This is a genomic window from Nonomuraea sp. NPDC050202 (assembly GCF_040656115.1).
GTDB lineage: Bacteria > Actinomycetota > Actinomycetes > Streptosporangiales > Streptosporangiaceae > Nonomuraea.
Genome location: NZ_JBFALF010000007.1, coordinates 254,331 through 267,683, shown reverse-complemented (window position 1 = coordinate 267,683; position 13,353 = coordinate 254,331). Strand labels below are relative to the sequence as shown.

At 68.9% G+C, this 13,353-nt stretch carries 14 protein-coding genes; all 14 read left to right on the top strand.

The genetic code is table 11. From position 1 onward, the window contains the following. The 14 genes from AB0I79_RS22310 (at position 1) to atpD (ending at position 13,301) form a co-directional block, all read left to right on the top strand. Positions 1-648 (top strand): L-threonylcarbamoyladenylate synthase, encoded by a 648-nt coding sequence (locus AB0I79_RS22310; RefSeq protein WP_357875795.1) that lies wholly within the window; start codon positions 1-3, stop codon positions 646-648. Between the two features lie 89 nt (positions 649-737). Next, positions 738-2,828 (top strand): hypothetical protein, encoded by a 2,091-nt coding sequence (locus tag AB0I79_RS22305; RefSeq protein WP_357875793.1) that lies wholly within the window; start codon positions 738-740, stop codon positions 2,826-2,828. Continuing rightward, positions 2,828-3,196 (top strand): hypothetical protein, encoded by a 369-nt coding sequence (locus AB0I79_RS22300; RefSeq protein ID WP_357875791.1) that lies wholly within the window; start codon positions 2,828-2,830, stop codon positions 3,194-3,196. Before AB0I79_RS22305 ends, AB0I79_RS22300 begins: the two co-directional genes overlap by 1 nt. Positions 3,197-3,259: 63 nt before the next feature. Then, positions 3,260-4,525: a serine hydroxymethyltransferase gene (glyA, locus tag AB0I79_RS22295; protein ID WP_357875789.1), complete on the top strand. Its 1,266-nt coding sequence runs from the start codon at positions 3,260-3,262 to the stop codon at positions 4,523-4,525. A 57-nt stretch (positions 4,526-4,582) separates the two neighbouring features. Next, positions 4,583-5,872: an MraY family glycosyltransferase gene (locus AB0I79_RS22290; protein ID WP_357875787.1), complete on the top strand. Its 1,290-nt coding sequence runs from the start codon at positions 4,583-4,585 to the stop codon at positions 5,870-5,872. A 130-nt stretch (positions 5,873-6,002) separates the two neighbouring features. Further along, a complete protein-coding gene (locus AB0I79_RS22285) occupies positions 6,003-6,425 on the top strand; it encodes a hypothetical protein (RefSeq protein ID WP_357875785.1) in 423 nt (140 codons plus the stop codon). Between the two features lie 65 nt (positions 6,426-6,490). Next, positions 6,491-6,706 carry an AtpZ/AtpI family protein gene (locus AB0I79_RS22280; RefSeq protein ID WP_357875783.1) on the top strand — a complete coding sequence of 72 codons (216 nt, stop codon included), beginning with the start codon at positions 6,491-6,493 and terminating at the stop codon, positions 6,704-6,706. A 67-nt stretch (positions 6,707-6,773) separates the two neighbouring features. Next, the gene (gene atpB, locus AB0I79_RS22275; RefSeq protein ID WP_357875781.1) at positions 6,774-7,571 is read left to right on the top strand and encodes a F0F1 ATP synthase subunit A; all 798 of its coding nucleotides are present in this window, start codon (positions 6,774-6,776) and stop codon (positions 7,569-7,571) included. A 72-nt stretch (positions 7,572-7,643) separates the two neighbouring features. Further along, entirely contained in the window at positions 7,644-7,874 is a 231-nt protein-coding gene (gene atpE / locus AB0I79_RS22270) for an ATP synthase F0 subunit C (protein ID WP_103955992.1), read from the top strand. Between the two features lie 34 nt (positions 7,875-7,908). Continuing rightward, the gene (locus tag AB0I79_RS22265) at positions 7,909-8,463 is read left to right on the top strand and encodes a F0F1 ATP synthase subunit B (protein WP_357875779.1); all 555 of its coding nucleotides are present in this window, start codon (positions 7,909-7,911) and stop codon (positions 8,461-8,463) included. Continuing rightward, positions 8,463-9,272, top strand: coding sequence for a F0F1 ATP synthase subunit delta (locus tag AB0I79_RS22260; protein ID WP_357875777.1), 810 nt, complete (start codon positions 8,463-8,465; stop codon positions 9,270-9,272). Before AB0I79_RS22265 ends, AB0I79_RS22260 begins: the two co-directional genes overlap by 1 nt. Positions 9,273-9,295: 23 nt before the next feature. Beyond that, entirely contained in the window at positions 9,296-10,945 is a 1,650-nt protein-coding gene (atpA, locus tag AB0I79_RS22255; protein WP_357875775.1) for a F0F1 ATP synthase subunit alpha, read from the top strand. A 3-nt stretch (positions 10,946-10,948) separates the two neighbouring features. Next, a complete protein-coding gene (locus tag AB0I79_RS22250; RefSeq protein ID WP_357875773.1) occupies positions 10,949-11,851 on the top strand; it encodes a F0F1 ATP synthase subunit gamma in 903 nt (300 codons plus the stop codon). Position 11,852: 1 nt separating this feature from the next. Beyond that, positions 11,853-13,301, top strand: a complete 1,449-nt coding sequence (atpD, locus tag AB0I79_RS22245) for a F0F1 ATP synthase subunit beta (protein WP_357875771.1) — start codon at positions 11,853-11,855, stop codon at positions 13,299-13,301. Positions 13,302-13,353 lie beyond the last annotated feature (52 nt).

Below are 13,353 nucleotides of genomic sequence, written 5' to 3'. Positions count from 1 at the left end.
GTGGGACGACGTTTTGACTGCTCCGACCCCGACCAGCGGACCATCGCGCTGATGGAGGCGGCCGCGGCCGTGCGCCGCGGCGACCTGGTGGTGCTGCCGACCGACACGGTCTACGGCATCGGCGCCGACGCCTTCACGCCGGCGGCCGTCCAGGCGCTGCTCGACGCCAAGGGCCGGGGCCGTGACATGCCCCCGCCCGTGCTCGTGGGCACCGTCAGAGCCGCCACAGCGCTCGTGGACGACCTGGGGGCGTACGGGCAGGACCTGATCGACGCCTTCTGGCCCGGGCCGCTCACGCTCGTCTGCAAGGCCAACAGGGCCCTTTCCTGGGACCTGGGCGACACCAAGGGCACGGTGGCCATTCGCATGCCGCTCCACCCGGTGGCGCTCGACCTGCTCAAGGAGACCGGGCCGATGGCCGTCTCCAGCGCCAACCGCTCGGGCTCGCCCGCCGCGACCACCGCGGAGGAGGCCCAGGAGCAGCTCGGCGACTCGGTCGAGGTCTACCTCGACGGCGGCAAGACCACCGACAACACGCCCTCCACCATCCTCGACCTCACCACGGCCGTCCCCCGGCTGCTGCGGCGCGGGGCCATCCCGGTGGAGAAGCTGCGCGGCATCATCGGGTACGTCGCCACCGACGACTGACGTATACCCGCTGCTTATTCCGGCTGCGATCGCGCTCGGGCCATGATTACGGTGAGGCCCGGAGCGGCGATACGTCCCGGGAGCGGCCCATGGGCAAGTACGACGGCATGGATCCCCAACTGGTCCGTGACCTGCTGGCCGAGGTGAAGCACGCGGCTGCGGAGATGCGCAGGATCGAGGACCGGGTCAGGGCCACCATGCAGCGCGCCGGCGTGCCCACCGAGGCCACCCACCGGCCCGCCCAGGTCGCCGACGCCGTGGGCGAGATGGTCAAGGACGTCAACGGGCGGCTCGCCGTGCTGGAGAAGCGGGCGGATCGTCCTGGGAACGGGGCGGGGCCCGCGGACGAGCCCAAGGACGTGCGGGGGGATCGGGACCAGTACGAGAATCCGCGTGCCGGTGAATCCGACGGGGACAAGAAGACCGGCTCCGACAAGACGACGGACGCCGAGGGGAAGACCGGCTCGGAGGGGAAGACCGGCTCGGATGGCAAGACCGGCTCGGACAGCAAGACCGGCTCGGAGGGAAAGACCGATTCGGACGGCAAGACCGGCTCCGAATCGAAGACCTGCGACGACGCAGAGGGCGCGGGAACGGGGCGGGACGGCGGGACCGGCACCGAGGGGAAGACCGGGGACCAGCCTGCGGAGACGCCCAAGGACGACGACCTGGGCAGCAGGCGCGATCAAGGGGCCGAGGCGGATCGCGGTGTGACGGACCCGCCCGCCAAGGACACGGACACCCCCGCTCGGGACACGGACACGCCTGCCGCAGGCGGGCAGGACGGGCAGGACGGGCAGGACGCCACCAAGCCGAGGGTCGTGGTGGTCGATGGTGTCAAGGTCCTCCAGGTGCCGCTCGACGCGCCTCAGGCGGCGGTGATCGAGGACATGCTCGAGAACCCGGACCAGGTGCAACCGGCCGAGATGCCGAAACTTCCCGCCGACGGCACGGACCCGACGAACGCCACGAACGTCAACGACCATGCCGACGACGGCAGTGACGTGGTCTCCGCCGAGGCGAACCCGCCGGACCTGGACGCTCTCAAGACCGTCATCGAGGACCACCGGCAGATCGCGCCCCAGGACATGCCCGGCGTGCAGGTTCCGGAAGGCGAGTACGGCAAGGGCGAATGGGCCGAGCGCGACATCCGCCCGGACGGACCTGCGGGCTCGATCGACGCGGGCGGCCCGGGTACGGGCGGAGACACGCCCGTGACGCCTCCGCCGGCGGACTCGGCGAGCGCCGGCGGCACGGTGACGGACGTCGGCTCGGCCGCGGAGGCGTCGGGCGCCGCCACCACGCCGGGCGACGAAGCCTGCGACTCGGGCAAGGGCACGGACAACCCGCCGCGCGGTGACGGGACAGGCCGGGACGGGGACAGCCCCCCACGCGGTGATGGCACAGGCCGGGATGCGGACAGTCCGCCGCGCGGTGACGGGACAGGCGGCGACACGGATGTCCCGCCGACGGATCAGGACACGAAGCCGGATCAGGACACGAAGCCGGATCAGGACACGAAGCCGGATCAGCCGACGGGCGATGGCTCCACGGGAGATCAGCCCACGGGCGACAGGCCTGCGGGAGATCAGCCGACGGGTGACCGTCCGGTCGGCGACCAGCCGGAGCGGGGCACAGGCGGCCCAGGAGAGCCTGTGGCCATCCCGCCGACCAACCCCGCCGAGACGCCCACCGGCAACGCCGACACGCCGGCCACAGCCCCGGAGACAGGCCACCGTGCCGGCGCCGAGGACCCTGCGCCGGGCCGGACAGCGGAGACCGGCTACGGAGCGGGCCCGGCCTCGCAGCCACCGGCAGGCGCCGGCGCGGATCCCGCGTACGACATATTGATCGCCTACGACGTGGAGCCCGGCCACGACGCGACGGCCGGCACGGCGGCCGGCACGACGGCCGGCACGACGGCCGGCACGGCGGCCGGGCCGGACGGCGCCGCGTGGGCGGGCGACGGCAGCGACGTCGTCACCGCCGACACGACCCCGCCCACCCTGGACGCGCTCAGAACGGTGATCGACCACCACCGCGACATCCAGCCCCAGGACATGCCCTCCGTCCAGATCCCCCCAGGCGAGTACGGCAAGGGCGAATGGGCCCCTGAGGACGTCGGGCCGGACGGTCCGCCAGGGGCGATCGACCCGGACCGGCCGGAGAGGAGCGCGTGATGTACGCCGACCCACCGGCCCCCAGGGCCAAGGGCCGTGACGAGGCCCCGCCCGCCTCCCCGGGCGGCCTCGACGGCCAGCAGCACCCCTGGAGGTTCAACCCCGACTACCAGAAGCTGGTCGAGGCGTGGGAGGAGGTCCTGCCCCAGCTGGAGACGCTCAGGACCACGCTCGACAAGGCGTACTCGCTGGCCAGGAGCCCCCAGACGTGGGACGCCCCGGTGGGCGAGCGATACGTGGAGGACATCCGCGAGTGGCGGCGCAGGCTCGCGCTGTACCGTCACTCCATCCTGACGTCGATCAGCGACGCGGCCGGGGACACGCCCCGGTGGGTACGGACGACGGACGTGCCGCAACCCTTCTGGTGAGATGAAATTTCGGGGAATCACCGGCATATGGGAGAAACGGACATTGGGGCGTACAGTGGGGAAATGGGTACGGAGCCCTACTACGGTCCGGATTTCGGGATGCTGCGGAGCCGCGATCCCGAGATCGCGCAGGTCCTGATCGACGAGCTCGACCGGGTGCGCGGCGGGATCCAGCTCATCGCGAGCGAGAACTTCACCTCGCCCGCCGTCATGGCCGCCCTCGGTTCCACCCTCACCAACAAGTACGCCGAGGGCTACCCGGGCAGGCGCTACTACGGCGGCTGCGAGGTGGTGGACCGGGCGGAGCGGCTGGCGGTCGAGCGGGCACGCGACCTGTTCGGGGCCGAGCACGCCAACGTCCAGCCCCACTCCGGCGCCTCGGCGAACCTGGCCGCGTACGCCGCGCTGCTGCAGCCCGGCGACACCATGCTGGCCATGGCGCTGCCGCACGGCGGCCACCTCACCCACGGCTCGAAGGTGAACTTCTCGGGAAGATGGTTCGACGTCGTCTCGTACGGGGTGCGTCGCGACACCGAGCTCATCGACTACGACGAGGTCCGCGACCTGGCGCTACGACACCGGCCGAAGCTCATCGTGTGCGGGGCCACGGCGTATCCGAGGCTGATCGACTACTCGGTGTTCCGCGGCATCGCGGACGAGGTGGGGGCGTGGCTGCTGGCCGACGCGGCGCATCCGATCGGGCTGATGGCGGCCGGCGCGATCCCGTCGGCGGTGCCGTACGCGGACGTCGTGACGTTCACCACCCACAAGGCGCTGCGCGGGCCGCGCGGCGGCGCGATCCTGTGCACGGGGGAGCTGGCAGGCAAGATCGATCGCGCGGTGTTCCCGTTCGTGCAGGGCGGGCCGCTGATGCACGTGGTGGCGGCCAAGGCGGTGGCGTTCGCGGAGGCGATGCGCCCGGAGTTCGCCGACTACGCCAGGCGGGTGATCGCGAACGCGCGGGCGCTGACGCAGGCGCTGGCGGTGGAGGGGATGCGGGCCGTCTCAGGCGGCACGGACACGCATCTGGCGCTGATCGACCTGCGCGGGGTGGGGGTGTCAGGGGCCGAGGCGGAACGCAGGTGCGCGGCGGCGGGGATCACGCTGAACCGCAACGTCATCCCGTACGATCCCGAGCCGCCCGCGATCACCTCGGGCATCCGCGTGGGCACGCCGTGCGTGACCACTCAGGGGATGGGGCTCCAGGAACTCGAAGAAGTCGGCGCGCTCGTGACGCGGGCGGTGCGGAATCCGGGCAGCTCAGCGGAGGTCAGGGAAAGAGTTGCGGCGCTTCTCGCCATCCACAAGCCATATCTCAGCGAATATTAAGCGGGTCTGTGTCGTTTTCCGGTCACAGCTGGCCGGAGCATCCGGGAAACTAGGTTCGTGCGCGAATACCTGTTCATGGCGCTCATCTCAGCGGCGGTGACGTATCTGCTGGTCCCGCTGGTGCGCCGCTTCGCCATCCGTATCGGCGCCATGCCCGAGGTTCGCGAGCGCGACGTGCACACCACGCCGACGCCCAGGCTGGGCGGCCTGGCGATGTACGGCGGCCTGGTCGTCGGCCTGCTGACGGCCAGCCAGCTCACCCACACCGGCGAGGCGCTGGCCGGGTACGACGCCGACGTGGTCACGGGCCTGATCCTGGCCGGAGGCCTCATCACGGTGACCGGGTTCCTCGACGACTGGTGGGGCATGGACGCCTTCATCAAGCTCGGCGGGCAGATCGCGGCGGCGGGCGTGCTGGTCTACTTCAACCTGCGGCTGCTCTACATCCCGTTGCCCAAGGACTGGGGCGGCTCGATGAGCCTCGACTACACGCTCAGCACGGTGATCACCATCCTGGTCGTGGTCGTGACCATCAACGCGGTCAACTTCGTCGACGGGCTCGACGGGCTCGCGGCCGGCATCGTGTGCATCGCGGCCATGGCCACCTGGGCGTACTCCATCTTCCTCGCGCAGAGCATGAGCGCGGGCAACATCACCACGACGGCCGCCATCGCCGCCGTCCTCATCGGCACCTGCCTGGGGTTCCTGCCGCACAACTTCCATCCGGCGAAGATCTTCATGGGCGACACGGGGGCCATGCTGATCGGCCTGGTGCTCGCCTCCTCCATCGTGACGGTGACCCCGCTCGACCCGGCCGCCATCGACGACATGAACAAGGTCGGCGTCCTGGTCCCGCTGATGCTGCCGGCCGCGGTGCTGGTCCTGCCGCTCGTCGACCTGATCACGGCCGTGGTGCGGCGCACCTCGCAGGGCCTTTCGCCGTTCGCGCCCGACCGCGGCCACCTGCACCACCGGCTGCTCGACATCGGCCACTCGCAGCGGCGTTCCGTGCTGATCATGTACGCGTGGGCGTTCCTGTTCGCGTTCGGTGTGGTCCTGATGTCCCGCGAGGGCGTGCCGGTGCTGCTGTTCCCCGTCGTCATCGTGCTGGCGCTGGCCGTGCTGGTGCTGATGGCGGCCCCGCGCTGGCGCGGCAGGGGCGGCGCGCACTCGGCGCCGCGGCGCAAGGAGCCCGACAACGACGACGGCCCGCCCACGGGTCCGATGCCGCCCATTTTGCCGGATACGCAGGTCAGGCCCCAAATGCCGCCGGCCGACGGTCCTTCGCGCGAACGCGCGACGGCCGAGGGGAATCCGGTCATTCCCGTCTTCCCGAGCCGTTCTTGATCGCGAACTAGAAACGGCAGGTAAAAGCGGTCTTCCGTGAGCTTGTGATATCTTTCACGAGCAGGGACTCCAGACTTACCGGTTCTGGAGGTAGCAAACGCTCGCTTGATAACTCGCTGATGGAGCACCGATGCAGGCCAACGACGTGCGCGTACTCAAGAGCGCCGCGATTCCGACCGCAGTGGTTGGAGTGGTCACCGTGGTCGTGGCATTCCTCACCGCAGCGGGCAAGGGAGCACTGGGCGCGGCCATCGGCACCTTGCTCGTCGGGGTTTTCTTCAGTATCAGCGTGGTAGCGGTGTCCTATGCCGCCCGCGTCTCACCGCAGATGATGGCGATCGCCGCGATGCTGAGCTACCTCGTCAAGGTCGTCGCCATCATGATCGTGCTGAGCGTCTTCGGCGACACGACCGCCTGGAACCCCCAGGCTTTCGCCTGGTCGGTCGTGGTCTGCACGCTGGTGTGGACGGCCTTCGAGGTGCGCGCCTTCATCAAGACCAAGATGCTTTACGTCGACCCCGAAGCCAAGGTCCCCGGTAAGGGCGACTCATGAGGCTGGTTCACGGACGGGGTCCGATATGACTAGTCCTCTACTCGCCTGCTATCGTCGGGGCCGCGATGAGCGCACAGGAACGCCGACCGGAAGAAGACGGTCGCGACTTCGCCGATGCCATGTGGTCAATTCCCAGCTATCTACTCGCGGGGATGGCCATCTACGGTGGCATCGGCTGGTTGCTGGACCGCTGGCTCGACACGTCCGCGTTCTTCCCCATAGGCACCGTCCTGGGGCTGGTGCTTGCCGGCTATCTGGCCTACCGGAAGTTCTCTCGCTAGTCCGACGTAGCGAAAACTTCGCCGAGGAAACCCTTGTGATCCACTACGACGTTGAAGGGAACGCCGCGTGATTACGCTGACGGCCCCAGCCCACGGCGACGGCGAGTTCACCGCGCCGACACCGAACGAGCTCTTCGACCTGGCTCCGATCATTCCCGGGGTCGAATGGTTCACCAAGCCGGTCCTGCTGGCGGTCCTCAGCGCCATCATCGTGATCGGCTTGACCTGGGCCGCCTTCTCCAAGCCGAAGCTCGTGCCCAGAGGCATGCAGAACGTCGTCGAATACGGCTACATGTTCGTCCGTGACCAGGTCGCCCGGCCCTTTCTGGGCAAGGACGCCGACCGGTTCATGGGCCTGCTGCTGACCCTGTTCTTCCTGGTCCTGGTCTGGAACCTGATGGGCGTCGTGCCGATCGCCCAGTTCCCCGTGGCCTCGCACATCGCCTTCCCGGCGGTGCTCGCGATCTCCATCTACGTGCTGAAGATCTACCTCGGCATCAAGCATCAGGGCGCCGGCGGCTACTTCAAGAACATGATGTTCCCGCCCGGGCTGCCGAAGCCGATCTACCTGCTGCTGTCGCCGATCGAGTTCCTCTCGAACATGATCATCGCGCCGTTCACGCACGCGGTCCGACTCTTCGCCAACATGTTCGCCGGGCACATGCTGCTCGCGTTCTTCAGCATGGTCGGCTTCTGGTTCCTGTTCGAGAAGCTCACCCCGCTGGGGGCCGGCGTCGGTGTCGTCGGCGTGGTCATGACAATCATCTTCACCGGGTTCGAGATCTTCATCCAGTTCCTGCAGGCATTCCTCTTCGCGATGCTGGCATCGATGTACATCGGTGGCTCCTTGCACGCAGAACACTGAGAACCACATACCGGAATATCCATGACCGGTGAGACTCCGCTTCACCGGCCGTCCAGTAAAGGAATAACAGTAATGAGCGTTCTCGCTGAGGTCTCCGGCAACGTCACCGCCATCGGTTACGGTCTCGCCGCCATCGGCCCCGGCATCGGCGTCGGCATCATCTTCGGTCAGGGCGTCCAGGCGATCGCCCGCCAGCCGGAGGCGTACGGCCTGATCCGCCAGAACATGCTCCTCGGCTTCGTCCTCACCGAGGCCCTCGCCCTGATCGGTCTGGTCGCGCCGTTCCTCTTCGCGAACCTCTAAAGGCCAGAAGAATCCCTGACGAAAGGCTGCACCCATGACGTTGGCAGCTACGCTCCTCGCGGCGGAGGAGGGTGAGTTCAACCCGCTCCTGCCGCACACGTACGAGCTCGTCGTCGGTATCTTCGCCTTCCTCGTCGTCTTCTTCGTCGTCGGCAGGATGCTGGTCCCGCGTATTCAGAAGACGCTGGCCGAGCGGACCGACGCGATCGAGGGCGGCATCAAGAGGGCGGAGGAGGCGCAGGCGGAGGCTCAGGCCCTCCAGAAGCGCTACTCCGAGCAGCTCGAAGAGGCCCGGCGCGACGCGGCCAGGCTGCGCGAGGAGGCTCGCGAGCAGGCCGCGCAGATCAAGGCCGAGCTTCGTGAGGAGGCGCAGGCCGAGGCCCGCCGCCTCGTCGAGGCCGCGCACGCGCAGATCGAGGCCGACCGCCAGGCGGCCTTCGCCCAGCTCCGCACCGAGATCGGTCGCCTGTCGACCGACCTGGCAGGCCGCATCGTCGGCGAGTCCCTCGAGGACGAGGCCCGCCAGAGCCGCATCGTGGACAGGTTCCTCGACGAGCTGGAGAGCTCCAACGCGCAGGCGGTGCGCTGATGCGCGGTTTGAGCAGGACCTCGCTGGCCGAAGTCGAAGAGCGCTTCAACGCGGTCGCCGGTAGTGCCGACCTCGGTGCGCTCTCCGACGAGCTGTTCGCGGTCGCGGATCTGCTCGACCGCGAGCACGGCCTGCGCCGCGCCCTGTCCGACCCGGCCAGGGCGGCCGAGCAGAAGGCGGGCGTCATGCGCTCGCTGCTCGACGGCAAGGTCGGCGCCGCGGCCCTGGCCACCGCCGAGGCGGCGGTCTCGGCCAGGTGGTCGCGCGCCGGTGACCTGGCCGACGTGCTCGAACGGCTCGGCGTCGTCGCCGCGGCCGCGGAGGCGGAGAGCCAGAGAAGGCTCGACGACGTGGAGGACGAGCTCTTCCGCTTCGGCCGCATCATCGCCGCCAACTCCGACCTGCGTCGCGCGCTCGCCGACGCGGCCGCTCCCGAGGAGGGCAAGCGCGAACTGCTGCGCAACCTGCTCGAGGGCAAGGTCGCCCCGTCCAGCCTGCGCCTGATCACGCAGCTGGTGGTGCACCCGCGTGGGCGTAGCCTGGAAGTGGGCCTGGAAGAGGTCGGTCAGCTCGTGGCCCAGCAGCGCCGGCGCCTGGTGGCGGTGGTGCGCAGCGCGGTCGAGCTGACCGAGGCGCAGAAGCAGCGCCTGGAGGCGTGGCTGCGCACCTCGTACGGCCGTGACGTGCACCTGAACGTCGAGGTGGACAAGCGAGTGCTCGGTGGGTTCTCGGTCCGCATCGGCGACGAGATCATCGACACCACAATCGTGGGACGAATCGAAGAAGTCCGCCGCCGGTTGGCCGGCTAGGCGAAGAGGGAGACAGAGTAGAGATGGCGGAGCTTACGATCCGGCCGGACGAGATCCGGGACGCGCTTGAGCGCTTCGTCCAGGCGTACGAACCGGAAGGCGCCGCGCGCGAGGAGATCGGGACCGTCGTCGACGCCGGCGACGGCATCGCCCATGTCTCCGGCCTTCCCTCGGCGATGGCGAACGAGCTGCTCGAGTTCGAGAACGGTACGCGCGGCCTGGCACTGAACCTCGACACCCGCGAGATCGGTGTCGTCATCCTGGGCGAGTTCAGCGGCATCGAGGAGGGCCAGACGGTCCGCCGGACGGGCGAGGTCCTGTCCGTGCCCGTCGGCGACAACTTCCTCGGCCGCGTGGTCGACCCCCTGGGCAACCCGCTCGACGGCAAGGGCGCCATCGAGGCCGAGGGCGTGCGCGCCCTCGAGCTGCAGGCCCCCACGGTCGTCCAGCGCCAGCCCGTGAAGGAGTCGCTGGCCACGGGCATCAAGGCGATCGACGCCATGACGGCGATCGGCCGCGGCCAGCGCCAGCTCATCATCGGCGACCGCGGCACGGGCAAGACCGCGATCGCCGTCGACACCATCCTCAACCAGCGCGAGAACTGGGCCTCTGGTGACCCCACCAAGCAGGTGCGCTGCGTCTACGTCGCGGTGGGCCAGAAGGGCTCGACCGTCGCGCAGGTGCGCGCTCGCCTGGAGGAGGCCGGCGCGATGGAGTACACCACCATCGTCGCCGCTCCCGCCTCCGAGGCCGCTGGTTTCAAGTACATCGCCCCCTACGCCGGCTCGGCGATCGGTCAGCACTGGATGTACCAGGGCAAGCACGTCCTGATCGTCTTCGACGACCTGACCAAGCAGGCGGACGCCTACCGCGCCGTCTCGCTGCTGCTGCGCCGCCCGCCGGGTCGTGAGGCCTTCCCCGGTGACGTCTTCTACCTCCACTCCCGGCTGCTGGAGCGCTGCGCCAAGCTCTCCGACGACATGGGCGGTGGCTCGATGACGGGTCTGCCGGTCATCGAGACCAAGGGCAACGACGTCTCGGCGTTCATCCCGACCAACGTCATCTCCATCACCGACGGCCAGGTCTTCCTCGAGACCGACCTGTTCAACGCCGGCGTGCGCCCGGCCATCAACGTCGGTGTCTCGGTGTCCCGAGTCGGTGGTTCCGCCCAGTCCAAGGCCATGCGGAAGGTCGCGGGCACGCTGCGTCTGTCGCTGTCGCAGTACCGCGACCTCGAAGCCTTCGCGGCCTTCGCCTCCGACCTGGACGCCGCCTCCAAGGCTCAGCTGGAGCGCGGTCAGCGTCTGGTCGAGCTGCTCAAGCAGGCCCAGTACAGCCCGTTCTCGCTCGAGCGCGAGGTCGCCTCGATCTGGGCGGGCACGACGGGCGAGCTGGACGAGGTGCCGATTGAGGACGTGCGCCGCTTCGAGGGCGAGTTCCTCGACTACATCCAGTCGTCGCACAAGGGCATCTTCGACACCATCCGCGAGACCCGTGAGCTGACCGACGACACGGTGACCGCTCTGAAGGACGCCATCACGGAGTTCAAGAAGGGCTTCACCACCTCCTCGGGTGAGCTGCTGGTCAAGGACGAGCCGGTGGCGCCGCTGGGGGCCGACGAGGTCGGCCAGGAGAAGATCAAGAAGGTCGTCCGGCCGGCGGCGGAGAAGTAGGACATGGGTGCCCAGCTAAGGCTGCTGCGGCGGCGGATCAGCTCGGTCAAGTCGACCGCGAAGATCACGCGCGCCCAGGAGCTCATCGCCTCTTCACGGATCGTGAAGGCGCAGCAGCGGATGCAGGAGGCGCTGCCGTACGAGCGCGAGATCACTCGCGCCGTCACGGGCGTCGTCAGCAACGCTGCCAGCGTCGACCATCCGCTGACCGTGGCGAAGGAGAACCCCGCCAAGGCGGGCGTCCTCGTCGTCACCAGCGACAGCGGGTTCTGCGGTGGCTTCAACGCCAACGTGCTGCGCGAGGCCGAGGCCCTGCGCGGGTTGCTGGAGGGCCGCGGGATGACCGTGGTGCCGTTCGTGACCGGGCGTAAGGGTGTCACCTGGCACACCTTCCGCAACCGGGAGATGGGCGGCAGCTGGGTCGGGTTCTCGCGGAAGCCGGCCTACGCCGACGCCAAGGAGATCGCGAACACGCTGATCGACTCCTTCAAGGACGAGAACGGGATCGACGAGATCCACATCGTCTCGACGGAGTTCGTCTCGATGCTCACGCAGAACGTCGTGGTCAAGCGGGTCCTGCCGCTGGAGGTCGAGGAGACCGAGGCGACGGACACGACGGTGATCCCGCCGTACTTCGAGTTCGAGCCGACCGCCGGCGACGTGCTGGAGTCGCTGCTGCCGCGGTACGTGGAGTCGCGCATCTTCACGGCGCTGCTCCAGTCGGCCGCCTCCGAGGAGGCCGCCCGGCGGCGCGCGATGAAGTCCGCGACCGACAACGCCAACGAGCTGATGCGGGTGCTCACCCAGCAGATGAACCAGGCTCGCCAGGCCGAGATCACCCAGGAAATCAGCGAGATCGTCGGTGGCGCCAACGCGCTCGCTGACGCCGCAGCGGGGAAAGAGTGAAATGACTGCAGAGGCTGTTGAAACTGTAGAAGCCCCCGCGGCCGGCACTGGCCGCGTGGCACGTGTCACCGGCGCCGTCGTCGACGTGGAGTTCCCCGTCGAGGCGATGCCGGCGATCTACAACGCGCTCAAGGTCGAGGTGACCCTCGGCGGCGAGACCAAGACCCTGACGCTCGAGGTCGCCCAGCACCTGGGTGACAACCTCGTCCGCGCCATCTCCATGCAGCCCACCGACGGCCTGGTCCGTGGCCAGGCGGTCACCGACACCGGCGCGCCGATCTCGGTGCCCGTCGGCGACGTCGTCAAGGGTCACGTGTGGAACGCGCTGGGCGAGACGCTCGACGTCCCGACCTCCTCGCTCAAGATCGAGGAGCGGTGGGGCATCCACCGTCCGTCGCCGGCCTTCGACCAGCTCGAGTCCCGTACCGAGCTGCTCGTCACCGGTATCAAGGTCATCGACCTGCTCACCCCGTACGTGCAGGGTGGGAAGATCGGCCTGTTCGGCGGCGCCGGCGTGGGCAAGACGGTTCTCATCCAGGAGATGATCCGCCGCGTCGCCCGTAACTTCGGTGGTACGTCGTGCTTCGCCGGTGTGGGCGAGCGCACCCGTGAGGGCAACGACCTCTGGCTGGAGATGGAGGAGGCGGACGTCCTCAAGGACACCGCGCTCGTCTTCGGCCAGATGGACGAGCCGCCGGGCACCCGTCTGCGCGTGGCCCTGTCGGCCCTGACGATGGCGGAGTACTTCCGCGATGTGCAGAAGCAGGACGTGCTGCTGTTCATCGACAACATCTTCCGCTTCACGCAGGCCGGTTCCGAGGTCTCCACGCTGCTCGGCCGTATGCCGTCCGCCGTGGGTTACCAGCCCACGCTGGCCGACGAGATGGGTGTGCTCCAGGAGCGCATCACCTCGACGCGCGGTCACTCGATCACCTCCATGCAGGCGATCTACGTGCCCGCCGACGACATCACCGACCCGGCCCCGCACAACGCGTTCGCGCACCTCGACGCGCAGACCGTTCTGTCGCGGCCGATCTCGGAGAAGGGCATCTACCCCGCGGTGGACCCGCTCGACTCCTCCTCCCGGATCCTCGACCCGCAGATCGTGGGCGAGGAGCACTACCGGGTGGCCCAGGAGACCAAGCGGATCCTGCAGAAGTACCGCGAGCTCCAGGACATCATCGCGATCCTCGGTATCGACGAGCTCTCCGAGGAGGACAAGGTCACCGTCCAGCGGGCCCGCCGCATCGAGCGCTTCCTGTCGCACCCGATGTACGCGGCCGAGGCCTTCACCGGCCAGCCCGGCGAGACCGTGCCGCTCGACGAGACCATCGCCTCCTTCAAGGGCCTGTGCGCCGGCGACTACGACCACCTGCCTGAGCAGGCGTTCTTCATGGTCGGCGGCATCGACCAGGCCATCGCGAAGGCCGAGGAACTCAAGCGTCGCTAATCGCCCCACGGTGGTGGTGCGGCGTTGACCGCCGCGCCACCACCTGATCGGA